Genomic DNA, 21,452 nt, shown 5'->3' with positions numbered 1-21,452 from the left:
AGGAAGTAACTATGCGTGATAATGCTCGATTGCATGATTGAACGGTTTCACCGCATGCTGTGGCCATCGGTAGGCTCCAGGAGCAATTTTTGTAGCAGCATCAAACGCTCATCATCAGCCATATGCTCTTGAATGCCGAGCTGCAAGGCAACCGTCCGTATCAATCCCTGAGAGAGTGGCAGTGGCTCCACAAGGGGTTGCGCTTGTTGAGCCCACACCGGAAGCCAACCAAAACCGATACCCTGCGCGAGGGCTTGCGAGAGTTCTGCAACATTCGACACCGTCACCCGCCGGTGACTACCCAACCAACCAGAGTTCATGTTGGCGCGCAGTCCAGCGTCTCGGATCACTACCTGACATTCCTGCTCGAGATCAGGCAGTGTTAACCGCCTGTTGCTGTGCAGCGGGGACGTTGCTGCCGCAACGGCAATCAAATCGACCGTGGTGATGAGTTGAGTGATCACGTTTTTGGGCATGGCACTGGCTATCCCCAAAACAACGGTGCCATCTTCAAGCAGTTCAGCGGTACGGGACAATACGGTTTCATGCACTTGCACATTAATGTCAGGATAACAGTCTTTGAAACGGGCCAGCGCGCCATAGAGCGTGGGGCGGGGATACAGACTGTCTATCGCGATCGACAATGTTGCGTTCACTGACTGGCGATGGGAGATTGCCTCGTGTTCGAGTGAATCGGCCTGAGACACTAATGCGCGGGCAGCAGGGAGCAAACTTTCACCGAAAGGGGTTAGCACCGCCCGACGCCCCTGCACTTCAAACAGCCCTTTGCCAATGGTTTGTTCCAGTTTGCGTACACTGTGACTGACAGTAGATTGCGTTTTATACAGGGCATCGCCTGCCTGGGCAAACCCTCCACAATCAACGACAGCGATAAACATACGCCATTGTTCTATCGATATTCGGTGCATTGGACCTCCTTAAAAAAAACGCCGTGCACTGAGGGTCACAACGAGTAGTGGTTTATCGTTGCCAGTGATTCAAACCCCATGCTCTGATACAGCGAGCGTCCCATATCAGAAGCCTGCAGAACGAGCAGGTTGACGGATTGTTGCGCGGCTTGCCATACAATATGCTGCATCAAGGTTTTAGCATAGCCTTTTCCCCGGTGTTCAGGCGGGACCGCGACTTGATGAATGCCCAGAGTTTTCCCTGTGCGCAGCACCAGTGCTGTGGCGACAGGTATGCTGTGGTCTGTCAGGGCAAGTAGCTCAGCATTATGATGACGACATGCATTGGTAATCGCGCGGACAGACACCTGATAACCAAACCCTGCACTGCACAGCGTGCACCAGTCCGACTGTTGGCGCGGACTGCTCATCCGCTGCAGTGATGTCGTTGTTGAATTGACGGCGATAGTTTCAGTCTCGGATTGTGCCTGCTCGTCCAGTGATAGTGCCATTGCCGTTAATTGTGTTTGGGGTTGCAGTGGCAGGGCGTTGGTCAGGTTTTTATTGTCCTCCGGGCACCAAACACTCAACACGTGCTGTGGGTGCAGCTTGAGTAAGGTAAGCAATTGGCTCAGGGTGGCTGGTGTATCGGTTCTTGCCTGTTCCGACATCCATATTTTGTTTGGCCATTGGTGAGAAAGCAACAGGTTTCCCAGGCTGGACGCCCCGTAAGCATGCCAAAGAGTTTGCAAGTTGTTGATGTTACGTTGCAGTTTGTGGTTCATACGATGCTACCGATTGATCAAAATAATGCCGGTTATCATGGCCATCAGGCCGACAATCCGGGTTGGTGATAATGGCAATACGGGCAGGCCAAACCACCCGAAGTGGCTGACCAGCATGGCCAGTAAAAGCTGACCGGTGAGGGCATAGGACATCATTAACCCAACCCCCATCTTTGGGATGAGGTAGTAAAACAACCCCACCCCTAAGGCACTCATCAATCCACCCAGCCATAAAAACCACGGCACATTGCGAAGGTGTTGCAAGGTGGGGATGTCGCTGCCGGAGACGCCAACAGCCAACACTGACACCGTTGCACTAAGACAAAACACCACGGCGGTGGCCAACGTGGGATTGTTCAGTACCACACCCAACTGGCTGTTCACGCTTGCCTGAAATGCAATCAGTGTCCCCGCGATGAAGGCCAGTAGCGCGAAGGTCACGATACGCTCCAGGTGAATTCGTCGAGCGGAATACGCACTTTGGGTAAAGTGGCTTCAGTGTCGCTTTCGTGACGGTAGCCGATGGGACATAAAACAGTGCTGTGCACACCTTGCGTTTCAAGTCCTAACACCCTGTCGACCCCTGCTGGATCAAAGCCGCCCATCGGACAGGCATCGATGCCGAGTAATGCACAGGCCGTTGTCAATTGACCCAGTGCAATATAGGCTTGCTGTTCCGCCCAACGCTGTCGTTGAGTCGGGGATAGACTCAGAATTGCGTCTTTCACATGCTGGATAAATCCCGGGTGAATGGGGTTGTCGAGACCACGCACATCGTTGGCATGCTCAAAATAGCGTTCAATAAATGCCTCATCAATGTGGTTTAGGGTCGCGATGACCAGCAGGTGAGAGCAGTCAACAGCTTTGTCCTGGCCCATGAGATGCGGCAGCAAAGAAGCACGTCGAGCATGATCCTCAACCACAATTACACGGTAGGGTTGCAGGCCGTAGGACGACGGCGCCAGTCGCATGGTTTCCAACAGCTCCTGAACGGTCTCGTTGTCGACCACCTCTCGGCGAAATGTGCGGGTGGCATACCGCCAATGCAAGGCTTCCAGTAATTCCATGGTTATTCTCCTGAGTGAGTGAGCGGCACCGCAATAGGCCGAAAAGGGGACGCATCGGCACCACGCAGTTTCAGCGATGCGGCGACAAAGGCGAATTCGTATACTTTGTCTTTAGCCAGTTCCTCCAGGTACGCGAGCTCGATGATCGGAATGCCCTTTTGGGCAAGCAGGTAGGTGTGCACCGGTACATAGTTTCCGTTGATTTCAGCAGGGAAGGCTTCGAAACTCAGATTGTCAGCGCCAAGCACCATCGCGCCCGCCTCTTCTGCAAGGTATTTTGCCGCTGACATCCCAAGCCCAGGCGCATTGTTCATGTAGACGCTTGGCTGCTCGAACTGACGCATCCGTCCGGTGCGTATCAAAACGACATCGCCGTTTAGAACACGAGTATTCTGCTTCGCCAGTGCGGTCTTTATATCTTCTGCTGAGATGCGGTAGTTGTCGGGTAACTGGGTTAGCGATTTGCTGGCTGGGATATCAACCAGGACACCCCTGGCAATGATTGGTGGCAGGGTTTCTGCACCAGCTTTCTGCCACCCTTTGTCACCGAGGTGCGTCACTGCTGAAAAGTGGTTATAGATCTTACCGTTCAAGCCAAAATGGCTTAACGCGTCGATATGCGTACCGGTATGGGTATACATCGAAAACGCACTGCCACTGTAGCTGACATGTTGGTTTACGGCTGTACCTTGTTGCAGAACATTGTCGACGATGGCACCGTTGGGCGTATGTGTCATCCAGAACTGGTAGTGGGGGTCGCCGGCAGCTTGCCAACTGGGCATGCCGACATAATAGTCAACCGCCAGATCGTAAACCTGTTGCCAATCGGTGTTTGCCATCAGCGTCGCACGTCCCTCGGCCGTCATCATATTGAGGCGACCGAGTTCATCGTTCTTACCCCATGGACTGTTGCCGACGTCGGGCGTGGTTGTCGCTGAGGTTGCTGAGCAGTAAACAATAAGGCCTAACAGAATGGGATTAAACAGTTTCATGGCGCTCTCCTGCCGGGGATTCGGTGAATAGGTGGGTAAGTACAGCGGTTAATTGTTCGCTGGTCAGTGTTTGGGAAATCAATCGCGTACCGTTAACCAGTATTGATGGAATGGTCAGTACACCGATGGATTTGGCACGGGCATTGTCTTGGTCGACAGCTTCGCGCACCGCCTCACTGCGCATCAGTTCACGAAACCGCAGGCGGTTATGGCCCATGTCTTCAGCCAGGCACTCAAGCACTGTGTGATTAGCGATGTTGAGGTTGTCTCGTAGGTGAGCGGTTTGTACCCGATCAAAATAGTCCCAGTGACCTTTTTGTCCACCAAGGTGTTCCGCCGCTTTGGCGGCTAACGCTGCTGCATAACCACTGGGGTATTCGAAGGAGGCTTTGCGCATGCCGTCGATATTGATACGTTCTGGCTGTTCTGCGTGTAATTTACACTGCTGCCAATGGCCGAGAATGTCGGATTTGGCCCGTTCCATGGAACCAAAGCGGGCAATCATTTCCTGACGGTTCCGCTGTAATACAAAGCTACGGTGAATGACGGTTATGTTGTCATCGAGTGATGTGACCACCTCTCGAAGGCGAGGTGATTGCAAATAGCACCAGCCGCAAACCGCGTCGTGAAAGAATTCCAATGTATGCACTGCATACCCCCAGTGATTAAACGAGGAGTGCAGTGTAGAGAGTGGTTTAACGAAAAAAAAATGGCTTAATTCGGGCCTTAAACGTGAAAATTTTCATGGATCGACGGCCTGCGCCGACCCATGGTGTTTTTTCATTAAGTCTGCGTCAAAGCGGACAACTTCCTACATACCAGGTGCTGTCATCAGTGGAGTACAATGATGTCAGTCCCCAGGTTGAACCGGCCATAGCCTCATCACTGCCGTTGGCAAAGTAGTCCGGGGCGTAGGGATTGCCAGTGCTGTAAGCGCGGCCTGCGGTCTTATGGTAGTAGTTGTAGGTTTCGATTGCTTCGCACGGTTGAGTACCGCCGCCGGAGCCTCCGCCACCACTGCCACCGCCAGTGCTGCAATTCTGAGTCGGGCCAACACAGGAAGCATCATTGTCCTGCCATTGGCACAGTCCGCCACTGGCTGTGATCTCATTGAGCTTGAATGCTGCGGTGCTGTATTCCAGGTAACAATTGGCATAATTCGTGTAATCCAATCGACCCGCACTGATGTGCTGATCGAGGGTCGCCACCTGACCCGCATCGATGTCGAAGCTGAGGGTAGTTGCACTGCTCAGATTGGTCGCGTCAGAGGCTGTCACCACGGCAGTCTGGCTGCCACCCGGCAAGTTACAGGCCTGAGCCGTGAATTGCGCCCCCTGAATGTCCGCACTTGTGGTTGCAGTACTGAAGGTGACGTCGACGGATACCAGATCCTGATTCACATCAATGACCGAGCCACTGACGGTGGCGCATTGTCCATCGACCGCGACCAGCACATCAGACATCTGTGGTGCGGTCGCTGGCGGCGGTGGTCCAATGCGTGCAAAGGTCGTACTCAGCGCCGACATTGCGCCGTTATCGTCGGTGGCAAACGCGTCAACCTGGTACAAATCGTCGGCCAAAGCGCCGGTAACGATAGTGAAGGTCTGGTTGGTGAATGACTGGGTTGAGTAGTCCCAGTGATTGCCCATTGTGTCGCTGATGTTGATGTCCACTTGCACAACCTGTCCATCGGGATCGCTGACCGTGCCGTTGATGGTCAGGGTGCTGTTGTTTTCCGATGCGTTTAATCCAGCAATAGCCGGGGCCTGATTGCGATCCACGCGCGGATTATTATCGGCAAAAAACTGTCCCAGGTAACTGGCATAGTTGATGCCGGTACCACTGATGTAGGATCCGCTGGCGCCCTGGCCACCGGACCAGGCGTGATCAACGCCGTTGAGCCAAAGCATGGAAACCCGACTGTCCTGCCACAGGATTTGCTCCGCGCTGCCGCCGTCCTGGTTCAGCACCGTGCTGCCGGGTATCTCTGTTACGCCATACACACCGGCCATCCCTGATGCATTCTGGCGGTTGTAGCAGGTGTCTACCGTGGTGTCGGCATCACCATGGGCGATAGACGCGATTTGGCTGTCAAAGTGACTGGCGTAGCTGCCCGCATAACTCAGGCAGCGGCTGGTGACATTGGCAGACTCGCAGGTGCCGATGGCGCCACTGGAGCTGGTGCCGATGCTTGGTCCTGCACTGATCCCCATGCCCGCGAAAACGTCTGGCGCGAGGCAGGCAGTAGTATTGGCAAATGCCGCACCGGAGGAAAGTCCGGCGATATAAACCTGATCAGCATCAATGTTGTAACCGGTATTATTGGTCAGAGTGGTCGCCAGCGAAATGAGGTTTTTGTAGTCCCCGGCTGTACGAGACTTGGTGCCTTGCCAGTAAGACCAGCAACTAAAGCCGGCTTTATTCATAGCGTCGGGTACAGCAATCACCATGCCGTACTGCTCAGCAGCGTCCTCCAGGTTGGCAGTGAGAAAGGCATCAATCGACTGGGTACAGCCATGCAGTACGACCAACAGTGCGCGTCCGTTACCTATCGCTGAGGTGGTATCCGGTGTGTAGATGTGGACGCGGTTAAAACCGCCAAGGCTTTGGTTGTTTTGCCAGCTACCGGCATGTGTTGCTCCGCTAATTATGGCCAGCAGTAAACAGGCTGCCCCTAGGGATGAACGGCAATAGCGTTTCATCGTGACTCTCCCTTGTTAATAAAATGTTAATCAAGGGTAGGAGGTGGGAAAGATATTGTCCTTAGCACTTTGGTACAGTGAATGGGGTCTCACAAAGTGCAGTGTTTACTAGGCCGCAACGAGCTTGCGGGTATTACTGTGACAAGTGTTCGCTGCAGGGCATGGTGCGGTTACGGCCTGCAGTCTTGGCCTGGTAGAGAAAATGATCGGCCAGATTAATCGCCTGATCAATGGTCACGGACTGACTGACCTCCGATATGCCAATACTGATGGTCATATTGAGCTGCACGTTCTGATGTGAAAACAGGTGGCTGGCAACCCGTTTGCGGACTTTCTCTGCCAGGATAAAAGCATCATGGGCGTTGGTTTCGGGCAACAGAAACAGAAACTCTTCGCCGCCCCAACGTGACACAATGTCCTGCCCACGCAGTGCATTTTCAAATACCCGAGCGATCTGTTGCAGCATATGATCGCCAGTATCGTGGCCATAGTTGTCGTTGATGCGCTTGAAAAAATCGATGTCGCACAACATCACGGTCATGTCTTGTCGGCTACGTTTAGCCCTTTCGAATTCGTATTCGAGGTGCTCTACCATGCCGCGTCGATTGGGCAGGTCGGTGAGTGGATCGTGACGGGCCTGGCGTTCAAATTCCTGACTCAGACGCTGTATGTCACGGTAGGACTGTTGACGGGAGTATTCGTAAAGCGCGAACAACAGAGAAACGGTCAGAAAGGAATACAGAAAGCGGGTTTTAAACTCGATGGCGTAACTGACCAGCAGAATATTTTCCAGCGGGCTGAACAACAGCAGAGCGATCAATAGCACAAAGCCTGACAACAGATAGACCCCTCTGCGCAATCCGGAAAAGAAGAACACCACCGGGGGCAGGATATATATCCACAAAGGCCCTGTTTTCTGGTGTCCGCCGGTGAAGATCAGAAACACCATCAGGACCAGTAAACATCCCAGCAGGAGTTTACTGGAGATCTTGTGGGGGGAATGGATCCGTTTGATTTTGAAAACAAAGTGTGACGAATAGAACAGGGCACTGGCAGTCAGCAGTATGGCTGCCAGAGGGTAGTTGTAACGCCAGATGGCGGCGGCGCCCATGGCCAGGGTGATTGACCAGCCGAGTAGCGAGAACAGGTTGGCGACGGTGATTTGGCGCCGCGTCTCGTCATCCTGCTGGGCGTGTACGCCGGTGTGAATGTAATCAATAAACCATTGCTTAATGGCCATCATTGTTACCCGTTTGCTGATCCAGGGCCAGGGTGATGTCGCGGGCCAGTCGCGTTACGGACTGACGTAATTGGGTGATGGCGTTATCAAACCCGCCTTGAGCGAGCTCGTCCTGGTAGTGGAAGCCTCGTTTCAGCAAAACGTCTCCCTGCGCAGATTGCAACCAGAACACGCCATCGACGATGCAGTTTCCGTCTTCGGTTGCAACGAAGTGATCCAGCTCCACCAACAACTGCACGGTGTCGTTATCTGCAGCCGGATCGCGGTAGGAAAGGGCAACCCAGGGGGATGACATTGCTGCGTTTAAATCATGTAACAGCGCCTTGGCAAAGCCTTTCGACAGGGGCTCTGCCCAGCTATGGTTGGGTGAATAGTACACTTCATGAGAGCTCAGTCGCATGGGCAGGTTCGGCTGAGACAAGTAGTTGGCCAGACGCAATGGCTGCAGCACCAGCCGATGGTGTTCCTGAGTACGGGCATACTCTGCGTGAGGGAGTGCTTCGTCGAGCACAAAATAACGCATCGGTGCACTGGGTTGGCTCATGCAACCGCTGAGCAGGAGCACCAGGCACAGCATTACAAGTCGGCGCAGCATCATGGATTGTCTTCCTTACTGGGGGATTTTCCTCGGGGTTCGCGGATGGTTGAGTCTCCGCCATCAAAGATCAGGCGATTGGGCGCCTGGTTCAGTTTGTGCAGCAGCGGTTGCAGGGATTTGAACGTCTGGCGAATTTCAGCCAACGTTCGCATCAACGACTCCTGGTTGTCAGAACCATTTGCTAAATCATTGGTCAGTTGCTGAACACCATCAAGGGTTTGGCGCAACTGGCCGGCCAACTGCTCGGATTCGACCTCAGCCAGCACGCCTTCAAGCTGTGCGGCAGTGCTGCTTAACTGTTCCAGCGCCAGCTGAACGCTACCAAGGGTCTGATCAATGCTGCCGGTCAGCTGTTGTAACGGCAGGGCGTTCATTTTATCCAGTAACACACTGACTTTCTCGGTGATCTGGGCCAAATCATTGGGGCGTACGGGGATTGTCTCAAAACCTTTGTACTGGCCTAATTCCGCCGGTTCGACATCGTCATAATGTTGCAAATCGACATACAGGGCACTGGTCAGCAAATTGCCCATTTTTAACGAGGCCCGCAGCCCTTGTGATACCCAGGTGCTGATTTGATCTCTGACCTGGTTTACACCGTCGTCATTGTCTGGCCGGTCAACGCGACTGGGCTGAATGGCGATGACCACCGGAATGGCATACCCATCGTGCATGATGTTGCCGTCCTGGCTACCCACCGGGTTGATGTCTCTGACTTCGCCGATGACCAGCCCACGGTATTCTACCGGTGCGCCGACCTTGAGACCGCGCACGGTATCGTCGATCAACAGCACATACTGAGCAGCCGCCTTAAAGCGGTGGTTAACCGCATCATCATAGCTGGGAAAGATATCGAAATAGGCCCGTTGGGTGATTTGCTTGCCCTGCGGCAGCCCTTCCGGGACGCCGAAGGTCACGCCATTGGTCAGCAGGGTTTCCAGGCTACCGGTCTGCACCCGGAGCCCGGTCGCTTCCAGTTCAAACTGTACGCCGCTGATATTCCAGAATTTGGTCGTGTCAGTGACCAGACGGTGGTAGGGGGCTTCAATGAACACGTTGTAATACACCACCCGTTCTTCCAGGTTAAAGTAGATGTCTTCAAATTCACCCACTTTCAACCCTTTGTAGATCACCGGGTCACCTTCTTTAAAAGCAAACTCGTCATCGCTGTTGAGGGTCACATGCAGGCCCGGCGTACCGTTCGGCGTTACCGGCGGGTCTTCAAGGGCCTTGAATGAAAAGCTCTCAACGCCGCTTTCACTCGGCTCCATTGCGATATAAGGGCCCGACAACAGCGTGCTCAGGCCGGAAATACCACTGAGGGATACCCGCGGCGTTACCAGCCAGAAATTGCTGTCTTCCCGTAACAGGTGTTCAGCGTTTGCGGCGATTTGTGCGCTGACAATGACACCGGTCAGGTCGGGCTTGAGTTCGATTTTTTTCACCACGCCAATGTCGACGTCGCGGGTCTTTATCTTGGTTTTTTCAACCTCAATACCGGTCGCGCGAGGGAATTCAATCGTGATTGTCGGTCCGGTTTTTGACCACTGGTAGTAGACCATCCAGGCACCTATCAGCAGAGCGACCATCGGCACCAGCCATGCCCAGGACACGGATTGACTGTTTTGTACGATAGCGGGAGAGGGCGATGTTTGCTGATCCGTCATGCGTGGTGAGAATGTCCTTTAAAAATGAGCCGTTGATCAAAGCTTCTGGCCGCCAGCATAGTAAACAGCACCACGCCGCAGAATGCCAGCGCTGCCGGACCGGGTAAAACACTCATACTGTTCCCCAGTTGCACCAGACTAACCAACAGCGCCACCACAAACACGTCAACCATCGACCAACGGCCAATGAACTCTGTGATGCGATAACCGAGGATACGTTCTCGCTGCCAGCCAGTGCTGCCATTTTGAACAGTGTAATTCAACCACGCCAGAACAATCAATTTTGCGATTGGCACCAGCACGCTGGCGACGAAGATCACCAGCGCAATCGGGTATGAGCCCATTTTCCACAACGTCACAACGCCGCCTAAAATGGTGCTGGGTTCGTCCTGACCCAGTACACGGGTATGCATGATTGGCAGGGTATTGGCTGGAATATACAGAAACAACGCAGTTAGCAGTAACGCCCAGGTGGTTTGCACACTGTGGCTACGGTTAATGGTTGTGGTGACCTGGGGGATGGCCAGCCGTTGTCGCAGGCGCAGAATGTCCAGATGGATCACGGTCAATGTACCGCAAAGGGTAAAACCCACATAGGCATAAAACGAGAACCCCAGGTGCACTTCCGCCAGCTCACTGATCTTGATCAGACTGACCAGCACCCCGACCACGAAAATTTCCGCCATGCTCCAGGGCAGCAAACGTTCAACCACACGCACCAACAGGCTGCTGGCTCTCTCGGGCAACGGACGTTTGCGGGGCCACAGCAGCACGACCAGACTGGCCAGAATGGCGGCGGGTAACAATACGATGGCCAGAAACAATACCAGCGCCAGCAGCGGGTTGCCTTGCTCCAGCAGGATCGTCACCCCGGACAGCACGTGAATGGTGTTTTCCTGCCCGCGGTTGCTGAACAAGATGAAATCGAAGGGGATGGCCAGTACCAGCAGTACCAGTCCGGCGAGGCCGAAGGCCAGCATGCGCTGTTCGCTGTGCAGGTGGTGGCTGACCAGCACGTGCTGGCAATGAGGGCACAGGGCGCGTTGTTTATGTGCCAGTGGCGGAACGTCAACAGTGTGCCCGCACTCTTTACACACCATGCGAGAGGCGTCTAATGTGCCGGGCTGAGTCTGAGGAATGTTCACTGCGAGCCTTGTGCGCCGAAACCACCGATGTTTACAGCATACACAATATTCATCTGACCTTCCCACTCTTTGTGCGGGCAAAAAAAACGCCGGCGATGCCGACGTTTTCTAACGTAACACTTAGTAGTTTGCATTGCCCGGTGTTCGCGGGAAGGGGATCACATCCCGCACGTTCTGCATGCCGGTAACGTAAGCGACCAGACGCTCAAAACCGAGGCCGAAACCGGAATGTGGCACGGTGCCGTAGCGACGCAAGTCACGGTACCAGGCATAGTCTTCTTTGTTCAGGCCCATGTCTTCGAGACGTTGATCGAACACGTCAAGGCGTTCCTCACGCTGGGAGCCACCAATGATTTCGCCAATGCCGGGCGCCAGCACATCCATGGCGGCAACGGTTTTGCCATCGTCGTTGATGCGCATGTAGAAGGCTTTTATGTCTTTGGGGTAGTTCTGCATGATGATGGGTGCACCCACGTGCTCTTCGGCCAGGTAACGTTCATGCTCGGATGACAGGTCAACACCCCATTCCACCGGGAACTCAAATTGTTTGCCGCTGGCTTTAAGGATGTCGATGGCATCGGTGTAATCCATGCGCACAAAATCTTGCTCGATAACCTGTTGCAGACGGCTGATGGCGTCTTTGTTGATCCGTTGGGCAAAAAACGCCATGTCGTCGGCACGCTCATCCAGCACCGCTTTAAACACGTACTTCAGCATGTCCTCTGCCAGGCCGGCAATGTCGTTCAGGTCGGCAAACGCCACTTCCGGCTCGATCATCCAGAATTCGGCCAAATGGCGACTGGTGTTGGAGTTCTCGGCCCGGAAGGTTGGGCCGAACGTGTACACTTTGGACATCGCTGTACAGTAAGTTTCAACGTTCAACTGGCCGGATACCGTCAGGTAGGTTTCCTTGCCGAAAAAGTCCTGGCTGTAATCCACCTCACCTTGCTCGGTTTTGGGAATGTTCATCATGTCCAGAGTTGATACACGGAACATTTCACCGGCACCTTCGGTATCACTGGCGGTCAGGATCGGGGTGCTGATCCAGAAGTAACCGCGCTCATGAAAGAAGCGATGAATGGCCTGGGAAAGGCAGTTGCGAACGCGAGTAACCGCGCCAATCACATTGGTGCGCGCGCGCAGGTGTGCGTGTTCGCGCAAATATTCGATGCTGTGACGTTTGGCGGCCATCGGATAGGTGTCCGGGTTTTCAACCCAACCCAGTACTTCAATGGCTGTGGCTTCAATTTCCACCGCCTGGCCCTGACCCTGAGACGCTTTCACCGTGCCGGTAACGGCCAGTGAACACCCTGTGGTCAGTCGCTGAACGTCGGCGTAATTGGGCAGCGAATTCAAGGCAATGACTTGTACAGGATCGAAGCAGCTGCCGTCGTGCAATGCAACGAACGACAATCCTGCTTTACTGTCACGACGGGTACGTACCCATCCTTTTACCTCGACTTGTTCGCCAATCGCGAACTTGCCAGCCAACACATCAACCACAGGGGCATGGGCCATCAATTTTCTCCACACGTTTCACTACAGCAGGTCCGTTGCACGGCCACTCGGGAAAACCAAAATACGGCAATCGGACGACATTTTTTCGGCTATCGGCACGCTGGGCATAACTTGCTAACCAGGCAACGTACTCGACTATCTGAATAAGGTGTGTAATCTTACTTAGCTGACAGGCAGAAACAAGTAAAAATCAGTCGGACAGGCACATTATGAGTGAAGAACCTGAGTGGGACGGTGTCGACAGACGCCAAACACCGCGCAGCAACGATGGATTCTACCGCTTCGTGGTCGGGATCAATATTGTCGCGTGGGTAGTATTCGTGGTTGCCATGGTGGTCTTTCACTATGCACGGCCTGAACTTATTTCTGGTGTGCAGACCTTCTGGGGCATGGAAGGCCGCACCGGCTGGGTCGGGGGACTCAGTGGCTATCTGGTGATTTTGCTGGCAGTGTGTGTGGCGATTTCGGTATTGGTGATTGTGCTCAAGCGCCAACGTAGTCGCAGAAAGCAGGATTTCCTCGGCGTCAACATGTTCATTTTGCTGGTGGTGTCGGCCGTTGCCCTGACCTGGATCTACTATGGGATCCAGGCCCTTGGAACAGCCGCACCCTGACATCGCTTTTACAGTTTGCTCAATACCGTGTAAATAGTGTCACACAGCTGCTGTAACTGCTCAGGCTTGATGATGTAGGGCGGCATGATGTACACCAGTTTACCAAACGGGCGTATCCATACGCCGGCGTCAACAAACTGGCGCTGCAACGCGGCCACATCGACCGCTTGTTTGGTCTCCACCACACCGATCGCACCCAGCACCCGGACATCCGCTACCCCTGGCAGCGTCAGACAGCGGGGCAGGGAGTGTTGCAGTTGCGCTTCAATGGCACTGACCTGGTGTTTCCAGTCGCCCTGATTGATCAGTGACAGGCTCGCGCCCGCGACCGCACAAGCCAGTGGATTTCCCATATAGGTAGGGCCATGCATGAACACACCGGGTTGTCCCTGACAAACACCCAGCGCCACATCTTCGCTGCACAAGGTGGCTGCCAGGGTCATATAACCACCGGTCAATGCTTTGCCGACACACAGGATATCCGGGCTGATGTTGGCATGTTCACACGCAAACAGCTTGCCGGTACGACCAAAACCGGTGGCAATCTCATCACAGATCAGCAGGGCGTTGTATTGATCGCACAGTTGCCGGGCGCGGTGCAGGTACTCAGGGTGGTATATTCGCATGCCGCCGGCGCCCTGTACAATCGGCTCGAGGATAACCGCCGCGACCTGATGCTGATGGGCCTGTAACAACTCTTCCAGCGGTGCAATGTCGTCTTCATTCCAGGGTTGGTCGAATCGGGTCTGCGGCGCGGGAGCGAACACCTGCTGGGGCAGGGCGTTCTGAAACAGACTGTGCATGCCGTTGACCGGATCACACACTGACATAGCGGCGAACGTATCGCCGTGATAGCCGTTACGCGGGGTCACAAACAGGTGTTTTTCAGGTGCCCCCTGGCAGGCCCAATACTGCAACGCCATTTTCATCGCCACTTCCACCGACACCGAACCTGAGTCGGCCAGAAACACGCGGTTGAGTCCGCTGGGGGCCATGTTGAGTAGTTGGTCGCACAAATCAATCGCGGGGGCATGGGTAATGCCACCAAACATGACGTGGGCCATGTCCTCCAATTGTGTTGAGACGGCCTTGTTCAGACGTGGGTGATTGTAGCCGTGAATGGCTGCCCACCAGGATGACATGCCATCGACCAATTGGCGGCCATCGGCCAGTTCGAGGTAGACACCTTCGGCCCGGCGCACTTCATAGCAGGGCAGTGGGTTAATGGCTGAGGTGTACGGATGCCAGATATGCGCCTGATCAAAGGCGAGGCGTTGTTCACTAGGTATGCTCAAAAAATGCTCACTTGTAAAGTTTGCTGGTCTGCTTTGATTGACAATGGAGTTAGGCCCCGTAGACTAAGCCACCATTAAGAGTAAGTAAAGGATCCCCCCAACATGTCTGTGAACCCTACACAGTACGGTAGCGTCCGTCACGACTGGACGCTCGAAGAAGTGAATGCATTGTTTGCCATGCCGTTTAACGATTTGGTGTTCCAGGCACAAAGCGTCCATCGCCAACATTTTAATCCCAATGAAGTGCAGGTCAGCACATTGTTGTCGATCAAAACCGGCGCCTGTCCCGAAGACTGCAAATACTGTCCGCAAAGTGCACGCTACGACACCGGACTGGAAAAAGAACGCTTGCTTGAAGTCGCCAAAGTGATTGAGCGCGCCAAAGAAGCCAAACAAACCGGATCGACCCGATTCTGTATGGGCGCAGCCTGGCGTAACCCCAAAGAGCGTGACATGCCCTACGTACTGGAAATGGTGCGAGAGGTGAAGAAGCTCGGTCTGGAAACCTGTATGACACTGGGCATGTTGACCCGTGACCAGGCGGTCGCCTTAAAGCAGGCAGGGTTGGATTACTACAACCACAACCTGGATACTTCACCTGACTATTACGGGGATATCATCACCACCCGCACCTATCAGGACCGTCTGGATACCCTGCAGAATGTCAGGGATGCCGGCATGAACGTCTGCTCTGGCGGTATCGTTGGGATGGGTGAAAAAGCCAACGACCGGTCCGGTTTGTTGCTGCAGTTAGCCAACCTGGAGCGGCACCCCGAAAGTGTACCAATCAACATGTTGGTTAAGGTTCAGGGTACACCGCTGGACAACATTGATGATCTGGACCCCTTTGAATTCATTCGCACCATTGCTGTTGCCCGCATCATGATGCCCAAGTCCCACGTACGCTTGTCGGCGGGCCGTGAAGCGATGAACGAACAGATGCAGGCGCTGTGTTTCATGGCCGGTGCAAATTCGATTTTCTACGGCTGTAAATTGCTCACCACCTCAAACCCGGATACCCACGAAGACGTGGTGCTGTTCCGTAAACTGGGGATCAATACCGAGAAAACCCGCGAGTATTCCGATGAGGCCCATGAAGCAGCATTGCTGGAAGAAATTGAACAACGCAATGACGATGCGCTGTTCTATGATGCCAGCAAGCCGGTGACACCGGTGCCGGCCAGCGTGGACTGAACATGGCCTTTGCGCATCTTCAGAGCGCGTTGGACAAGCGTGCTGCAGACGGCTTATTGCGTCAGCGCCATTGTGTGCAGAGCAGTGCCGGGGCATTGCTGTACGTGGACAACATCCCGTACCTGAATTTTGCCAGCAATGACTATCTGGGCATGCGCCAGTCGCCGGAGGTGCTCGAAGCCTGGTTGAAAGGCATGAGCCAGTATGGCGCCGGGAGCGGCGCATCAGCCCTGGTGTGTGGATACACCGAAGCCCATCATGCCCTCGAACAGCATCTGGCCAGTGCCCTGAACCGCGACGCGGTGGTGGTGTTCGGGTCGGGCTGTGCCGCCAATCAGGCGATTTGCCATGTGCTGGGCCACAAAGACAGTTTGTTGCTGGCCGATAAATACATGCATGCGTCGTTTATTGATGGCGCCTTGTCGAGTGAGGCCCAGTTTAGTCGCTTCGCCCACAATGACATGGCGGATCTGAAGCGACGGTTGTCTGGAGCGCCGCAAGATACCCTGATTGCCAGCGAATCGGTGTTCAGTATGGACGGTGATGAAGCGCCGGTGAATGAGCTGGTGGCATTGGCCAAGGCCCATGAACACTGGTTGATGCTGGATGATGCCCATGGCTTTGGTGTGCTGGGTGAAAATGGCCTGGGGGTGGTGGAAGCTTACAACCTGAGTCAGGCCGACGTGCCGGTCGTAATGGGGACATTCGGTAAAGCCATCGGCACTGCCGGGGCCTTCATTGCAGGCAGCCAGACGGTGATTGACAGCCTGATCAATTTTGCCCGCCACTATGTCTACTCCACCGCGATACCGCCTGCCCAGGCGATGGCGACGCTGGCCAGTATCCAGTCTGACGATGCCCGACAACGTCGTCAGCAGTTGGCCAGCAATGTGTCGTTGTTCCGCCACCTTGCCGACGAACACAACCTGTCACTGATGCCATCAGGTAGTGCGATCCAGCCGCTGGTGCTGGGCAGCAACGACCGCGTCATGCAGGCCAGCGCCCGTCTGCGCGAGCTGGGGTTGTGGGTCGTGGGGATGCGTAGCCCAACGGTCCCCAAAGGCACCGAGCGTCTGCGCATTACACTGTCAGCCAGTCATCAGACCCGTGATATAGAAGCACTGGTTGATGCACTGGTGGTGGCCTTGCCCAAAGGAAGTCCCTTATGACCTTTGCGCAAGTTGTGATGAGTGATTCCGAGGATGTGAGCAAACAGCACATTGCCGAGCAGTTCAGTCGCGCGGCACAACACTACGATGGTGTCGCCCAGGTGCAACACGACATTGCCCGCTGGGCGATGACACACTTGCCAAGCGGAATGGAGCATGTGTTGGATGTGGGGTGTGGCACCGGCCGGGAAACCTGTGAGTTACTGACCAAGGCCAATCTCGTCACCGGGGTGGATTTGGCCGACGGAATGCTGGCGGTAGCTCGCCAGCGCAGTGACGTCATACATTGGCAGCGGGGCGATGCAGAGCAACTGCCGTTCGCAGAAGGCCAGTTTGACGGTGTCTTTTCCAGTATGGCGTTGCAATGGTGTCAACAACCTGAAGTGGTACTGGCTCAGGCGCAAAGAGTGCTGCGCGCCGGCGGCAGTGGCGTGTATGCGATGATGACCCAAGGCTCTTTTAAGGAGCTGCGTGACAGCTGCGAACAGCTCGGCGTGGTGGCACCGGTCAATCGCTTTCTCTCTTTCCAACGCTGGCTGAATGCCGCCAGGAATGTGGGCCTACGTGTATCCGCCACTGAACAACGTTTTGTTACCTACCATGACACGTTGTTTTCACTGTTGCATTCGGTCAAAGACGTGGGGGCAAATGTGGTCACCGTGCAGCGATCTGCACCGATGAGTCGACAGGACTTCCGCCGCCTGGCCTCTGTTTATGAGGCCCGTTATGGCACACAGCGGGGATTACCTTTGAGTTATTGCGTCACCGCACTTCGGTTTAAAAAGGCAGATTAGGCATGGCAACAGCGTATTTCATCACCGGTACCGATACCGATGCGGGTAAAACCTGGGTTACCTGTGCATTGATGCAGGCCGCGGCAGCGCAAGGGATCACCAGTGTCGGTTATAAACCGGTGTCAGCGGGATGCGAGCAAACGCCCCAAGGCTTGCGCAACAGCGATGCGCTGAGCTTGCAGCGCCATTGTCAGCCGGAACTGGCCTATGATGCGGTTAACCCCATTGCGTTTGCCGATCCGGTGGCGCCTCACCTGGCCGCCAGACGGCAGGGGGTGACGATTGACATGCCGACCTTGGTGGACGGATTGGATGCCCTGTGTGCGCTGCAAACGGATATTGTCTGGGTTGAAGGTGCCGGTGGCTGGCGACTGCCGTTGTCAGGTAATGGCTACCTTTCCGATCTGGCCATTGCACGGCAATTGCCGGTGATCATGGTGGTCGGCATGAAGCTGGGGTGTCTGAATCATGCGGTACTGACCGCGGAAGCGATTCGTCAGGATGGGCTGACACTGGCAGGCTGGATTGCCAACGATGTGGATCCGACCATGTTGTACCATCAGGACAACATCGACACATTACATGAATTGTTGCCTGCCCCTTGTCTGGGTCATGTACCCCATGTCAGTAGTACTGCCGAGGCCGCCAGCTATCTGAACGACCTCGACTGGTTGCGGGCTTAGGCCGTTTCAGTCAGGTAGTGGTCCAGATTGCTACCTGCCGACAGTTCAGAAACCTCAGTCCCTTTGAACACCACACCCGGTAACGGGCCGGTCAGTTGCAGTGTATTGCCCTTGCGCAATAGCCCTGTGCCCTCGCGAATGCCAATTACCGGGGTGGTTGGGTTCAGCGCACAGAATTCCGCAATCCGCTCGGCGCGGGTTTCACCATTGTGCCCGGGCGGCTGATAGTCACTGTAATGAGGGTTGATCTGAAACGGTACCAGTGCCAATGCAGTGAAGCTGGCCGGTTCGATGATGGGCATGTCATTGGTGGTACGGATTGATAACCCGCAGATGTTAGAGCCGGCACTCCAGCCAACGTAGGGAAGCCCGTCAGCGACACGCTGCCTGAGTGGCTCAATGAGACTGTTTTCATACAGGGTGTGCAGCAGGTGAAAGGTGTTGCCACCGCCCACCAATACCGCCTTGGCGTCTTGAAGCGCGTCTACCGGGTCGGCGTAGGTATGAATGCCGGTAATGTTCAGCGTAGGCAATGCCTGTTGCACCTTGTCGGTGTAGTCATCCCAGTTCAGGGTGACACCGGCATAGGGAATAAAGACCACATCACGCACCTCATCCAGGTGCTGCTCAATCATCGGCCGGGCGGAAGCCAGGTAGTCTTCGGTACCGGCCCGGGAGCTGCTTAACATCAATAAATTCAAAGTCTGTTCCTATTTTTGCTAGACGACGAAAGACAGGCCGTTAGAATAACATGTCTTGTCGGCCGGTCGCAGGTCGACAACATGGTTTTTACGGCATTCATGGCAGAATGCCACCCATTAATTCACTGAAGGAGGTTTTATGCCAGCTCAACAACCGGCCGTGTTGTTTGTGTGCCTGGGAAACATTTGTCGCTCACCGACGGCAGAGGCCGTGTTCAGACACAAAGCCCGGCAACGTGGCATGACCTTGACCATCGATTCCGCCGGTACCGCTGGCTATCACGTTGGTAGCCCGCCAGATGCTCGCAGCCGTGAAGTCGGCGAGCAGAGGGGCTACGACTTTTCCGGCGTGCAGTGTCGCCGTGTCGATCCGAATGACTTCGAAGTGTTTGACTACATCATTGCCATGGACCACAGCAACCGTGAAGATTTGCTCGCGGCTTGTCCTGAACACTTGCACCACAAGGTCGATCTGTTTCTGGCCTTCACCGGTGATGCCGATGCTGAAGTACCCGATCCCTATTATGGTGGCCAGCGGGGCTTCGAATATGTGCTGGATTTGATTGAGCAGGCCAGCGAAGGGTTGTTGGACCGCATCCAGGCACAACAGTGACAGCACACGCGCGGCTGCTGTTCATAACCCTGATGTTGATGCTGGCCAGTGCCACGTTTACCCTTTTGCAGGGGCTTAATGGCTGGCCATTGTCAGCGCTGGATCAGCAAATTCTGCTGGAATTGCGGTTGCCGCAATTGTTAACCGCGTTGATCGTCGGGGCCGCGCTGTCGTTAAGCAGCGCGGTGCTGCAAGTGCTGCTCAGAAATCCCTTGGCCGATCCGGGCATTATCGGGATCACCAGCGGCGCCAGCCTGTGTGCGGCCCTGTACCTGTTGATTGGTCAGGGCGTGGCATTTCATGCCCTGCAATACGGCCTACCACTGTTTTGTTTTGTTGGCGCGATGACCTCAACCCTGCTGATCTACCGCCTGGCCCGTCGTGCCCCTGACGGTGGCAACACAGTGATCCTCGCTGGTATCGCCATCTCCACCTTGTGCGGCGCCATTGTGGCCTGGCTGCACCTGTTTTCAGATGCTGAATCCATGCGCAACTTATTGTTCTGGCTGATGGGCTCGCTGCATCAGGCCAACTGGCCGGTGTTGTCGATTGCCCTTCCGGTGGTGGTGCTGTGTGTGGGCTATTTGCTGGGGCAGGGTAAACCGTTAAATTGGTTATACCTGGGGAGCAAAGAGGCGCAGCTGGCCGGTCTCAACGTGCACCGCTTCAGCGCCACCGCGTTGTTGTGCAGTGCGGTGTTGGTGGGCGTTGCCGTCTCGATCGCTGGCTCGATTGCGTTTGTCGGCCTGCTCGTGCCTCATTTTTTGCGTCAATGGCTCGGTTATGACAACCGAATTATTCTGCCGATGTCGGCGCTGTGCGGCGCGCTGTTGATGGTATGGGTGGGCTGGTTGTCTACCGGAGTGATGACATTGACATTACCGGTGTCCATGATCACTGCGACGGTGGGCGGTCCGTTGTTCCTGTGGGCCTTGATGCGTCAGGCAGGACAAGCACGATGAACGGTTTACAACTGCAGGAGGCCGCAGTCGCGTCACGCTTAGCGCCATTATCAATGACCTGGCAGGCAGGCCAGATGGTGCATGTCATTGGCCCCAATGGTGCCGGTAAAAGCACCTTACTGCACAGCATGGCGGGGTTGCTGCCGCTCAGTCACGGAAGGGTGTTGTGGAACGGCACGGATGTCGATGGGTATGCGCTGTCCGAGTTGGCCCGTCAGCGCGCACTGCTGTTGCAGCAGCCGCCCAGTGTGTTCGCCTTGACCGCCGCCGATGCGTTGCAGTTCTTTTCATCCCATACCTTGCCGGAAGCCTTGCTCGATGCCACTGAGATAGGGCCATTTTTGGCCCGGCCATTAAATCAGTTGTCCGGCGGCGAAGCCCGTCGCGTGCATGTGTGTCGTGTGTTGTTATCCATCTGGCCTGCACTGATGGCCGGTGAGGGACTGGTATTGCTGGATGAACCCACATTGGGACTGGATTTTCGTCATCAGCATTTACTGTTTCACCTGCTGCAATGGCTGGCCGGAAAAGGCAACCTGGTGGTCGTCAGTCATCACGATTTAAGCCTGTGTGAGGCCTATGCTGACAAGGTTTTGGTGCTGCGTGATGGACAAGTACTGGCCAGTGGCGAGCCCCACGACGTCATGTCTGCAAAGACCCTGAGCCGCGCCTTTGACTGTGATGTTATTGCCCACGAAGGTGTTTGTGCGCATAGGTTATTTCAAACAAGTCTAGAAAAGCCGTAAATTGCGTTGAAATTTGCCGGTTAAGGTCGTAAGTTCAAGGTGCGGCCGACAAGCCGTTT

General features: G+C 54.9%; 22 protein-coding genes. 8 read left to right on the top strand and 14 right to left on the bottom strand.

All coding sequences use genetic code 11. The features are described from left to right. Positions 1-47 precede the first annotated feature (47 nt). The 12 genes from LJ739_RS07530 to asnS form a co-directional block, all read right to left on the bottom strand. Entirely contained in the window at positions 48-929 is an 882-nt protein-coding gene (locus LJ739_RS07530; protein WP_229158750.1) for a LysR family transcriptional regulator, read from the bottom strand. Positions 930-964: 35 nt separating this feature from the next. Next, positions 965-1,693, bottom strand: a complete 729-nt coding sequence (locus tag LJ739_RS07525) for a GNAT family N-acetyltransferase (RefSeq protein WP_229158748.1) — start codon at positions 1,691-1,693, stop codon at positions 965-967. Between the two features lie 6 nt (positions 1,694-1,699). Further along, a complete protein-coding gene (locus LJ739_RS07520) occupies positions 1,700-2,134 on the bottom strand; it encodes a DMT family transporter (protein ID WP_229158746.1) in 435 nt (144 codons plus the stop codon). Beyond that, positions 2,131-2,760: an NAD(P)H-dependent oxidoreductase gene (locus tag LJ739_RS07515; RefSeq protein ID WP_229158744.1), complete on the bottom strand. Its 630-nt coding sequence runs from the start codon at positions 2,758-2,760 to the stop codon at positions 2,131-2,133. The genes LJ739_RS07520 and LJ739_RS07515 overlap by 4 nt, the downstream gene beginning before the upstream one ends. Positions 2,761-2,762: 2 nt before the next feature. After that, on the bottom strand, positions 2,763-3,752 hold the full coding sequence (locus tag LJ739_RS07510) for a cyclase family protein (RefSeq protein ID WP_229158742.1): 990 nt from the start codon (positions 3,750-3,752) through the stop codon (positions 2,763-2,765). Further along, the gene (locus LJ739_RS07505) at positions 3,739-4,401 is read right to left on the bottom strand and encodes a DsbA family oxidoreductase (RefSeq protein WP_229158740.1); all 663 of its coding nucleotides are present in this window, start codon (positions 4,399-4,401) and stop codon (positions 3,739-3,741) included. Before LJ739_RS07505 ends, LJ739_RS07510 begins: the two co-directional genes overlap by 14 nt. A 145-nt stretch (positions 4,402-4,546) precedes the next feature. Then, positions 4,547-6,454 (bottom strand): extracellular catalytic domain type 1 short-chain-length polyhydroxyalkanoate depolymerase, encoded by a 1,908-nt coding sequence (locus tag LJ739_RS07500; protein WP_229158737.1) that lies wholly within the window; start codon positions 6,452-6,454, stop codon positions 4,547-4,549. Positions 6,455-6,587: 133 nt separating this feature from the next. Next, positions 6,588-7,694 carry a GGDEF domain-containing protein gene (locus LJ739_RS07495; RefSeq protein ID WP_229158735.1) on the bottom strand — a complete coding sequence of 369 codons (1,107 nt, stop codon included), beginning with the start codon at positions 7,692-7,694 and terminating at the stop codon, positions 6,588-6,590. Next, complete coding sequence (locus LJ739_RS07490) at positions 7,684-8,292, bottom strand: PqiC family protein (RefSeq protein WP_229158734.1); 609 nt, start codon at positions 8,290-8,292, stop codon at positions 7,684-7,686. The genes LJ739_RS07495 and LJ739_RS07490 overlap by 11 nt, the downstream gene beginning before the upstream one ends. Then, on the bottom strand, positions 8,289-9,959 hold the full coding sequence (gene pqiB, locus LJ739_RS07485; RefSeq protein WP_229158732.1) for an intermembrane transport protein PqiB: 1,671 nt from the start codon (positions 9,957-9,959) through the stop codon (positions 8,289-8,291). Before pqiB ends, LJ739_RS07490 begins: the two co-directional genes overlap by 4 nt. Continuing rightward, on the bottom strand, positions 9,956-11,104 hold the full coding sequence (locus tag LJ739_RS07480) for a paraquat-inducible protein A (protein WP_229158730.1): 1,149 nt from the start codon (positions 11,102-11,104) through the stop codon (positions 9,956-9,958). The genes pqiB and LJ739_RS07480 overlap by 4 nt, the downstream gene beginning before the upstream one ends. A gap of 120 nt (positions 11,105-11,224) precedes the next feature. Beyond that, the gene (gene asnS, locus LJ739_RS07475; RefSeq protein WP_229158728.1) at positions 11,225-12,622 is read right to left on the bottom strand and encodes an asparagine--tRNA ligase; all 1,398 of its coding nucleotides are present in this window, start codon (positions 12,620-12,622) and stop codon (positions 11,225-11,227) included. Positions 12,623-12,831: 209 nt separating this feature from the next. On the opposite strand from asnS, the gene LJ739_RS07470 reads away from it, so the two are divergent. After that, positions 12,832-13,236 (top strand): hypothetical protein, encoded by a 405-nt coding sequence (locus tag LJ739_RS07470; RefSeq protein ID WP_229158726.1) that lies wholly within the window; start codon positions 12,832-12,834, stop codon positions 13,234-13,236. 8 nt (positions 13,237-13,244) lie between these two features. Here the strand turns inward: LJ739_RS07470 and bioA are convergent, their stop codons facing one another. Continuing rightward, on the bottom strand, positions 13,245-14,531 hold the full coding sequence (bioA, locus tag LJ739_RS07465; protein WP_229158724.1) for an adenosylmethionine--8-amino-7-oxononanoate transaminase: 1,287 nt from the start codon (positions 14,529-14,531) through the stop codon (positions 13,245-13,247). A 102-nt stretch (positions 14,532-14,633) separates the two neighbouring features. On the opposite strand from bioA, the gene bioB reads away from it, so the two are divergent. From bioB to bioD, 4 genes are read left to right on the top strand one after another with little or no spacing between them, the layout of a single operon-like run. After that, the gene (gene bioB, locus LJ739_RS07460; protein WP_229158722.1) at positions 14,634-15,725 is read left to right on the top strand and encodes a biotin synthase BioB; all 1,092 of its coding nucleotides are present in this window, start codon (positions 14,634-14,636) and stop codon (positions 15,723-15,725) included. Positions 15,726-15,727: 2 nt separating this feature from the next. Next, positions 15,728-16,894 carry an aminotransferase class I/II-fold pyridoxal phosphate-dependent enzyme gene (locus LJ739_RS07455; protein WP_229158720.1) on the top strand — a complete coding sequence of 389 codons (1,167 nt, stop codon included), beginning with the start codon at positions 15,728-15,730 and terminating at the stop codon, positions 16,892-16,894. Further along, positions 16,891-17,688, top strand: a complete 798-nt coding sequence (locus LJ739_RS07450; protein WP_229158718.1) for a methyltransferase domain-containing protein — start codon at positions 16,891-16,893, stop codon at positions 17,686-17,688. The genes LJ739_RS07455 and LJ739_RS07450 overlap by 4 nt, the downstream gene beginning before the upstream one ends. A gap of 2 nt (positions 17,689-17,690) precedes the next feature. Further along, the gene (bioD, locus tag LJ739_RS07445; protein WP_229158716.1) at positions 17,691-18,371 is read left to right on the top strand and encodes a dethiobiotin synthase; all 681 of its coding nucleotides are present in this window, start codon (positions 17,691-17,693) and stop codon (positions 18,369-18,371) included. Here the strand turns inward: bioD and pepE are convergent. Further along, positions 18,368-19,072: a dipeptidase PepE gene (pepE, locus tag LJ739_RS07440; RefSeq protein ID WP_229158714.1), complete on the bottom strand. Its 705-nt coding sequence runs from the start codon at positions 19,070-19,072 to the stop codon at positions 18,368-18,370. The genes bioD and pepE overlap by 4 nt on opposite strands. Positions 19,073-19,211: 139 nt before the next feature. On the opposite strand from pepE, the gene LJ739_RS07435 reads away from it, so the two are divergent. The 3 genes from LJ739_RS07435 to LJ739_RS07425 are packed head-to-tail and all read left to right on the top strand — an operon-like array spanning position 19,212 to position 21,393. Beyond that, positions 19,212-19,685, top strand: coding sequence for a low molecular weight protein-tyrosine-phosphatase (locus tag LJ739_RS07435; protein ID WP_229158711.1), 474 nt, complete (start codon positions 19,212-19,214; stop codon positions 19,683-19,685). Further along, complete coding sequence (locus LJ739_RS07430) at positions 19,682-20,647, top strand: FecCD family ABC transporter permease (RefSeq protein WP_229158709.1); 966 nt, start codon at positions 19,682-19,684, stop codon at positions 20,645-20,647. Before LJ739_RS07435 ends, LJ739_RS07430 begins: the two co-directional genes overlap by 4 nt. Then, complete coding sequence (locus LJ739_RS07425; RefSeq protein WP_229158707.1) at positions 20,644-21,393, top strand: ATP-binding cassette domain-containing protein; 750 nt, start codon at positions 20,644-20,646, stop codon at positions 21,391-21,393. Before LJ739_RS07430 ends, LJ739_RS07425 begins: the two co-directional genes overlap by 4 nt. Positions 21,394-21,452 lie beyond the last annotated feature (59 nt).

The organism is Fluctibacter halophilus, from assembly GCF_020687825.1.
Taxonomy (GTDB): domain Bacteria; phylum Pseudomonadota; class Gammaproteobacteria; order Enterobacterales; family Alteromonadaceae; genus Fluctibacter; species Fluctibacter halophilus.
The sequence above is the reverse complement of the archived record's forward strand: the minus strand, read 5'-3'. Positions and strand labels throughout refer to the sequence as shown.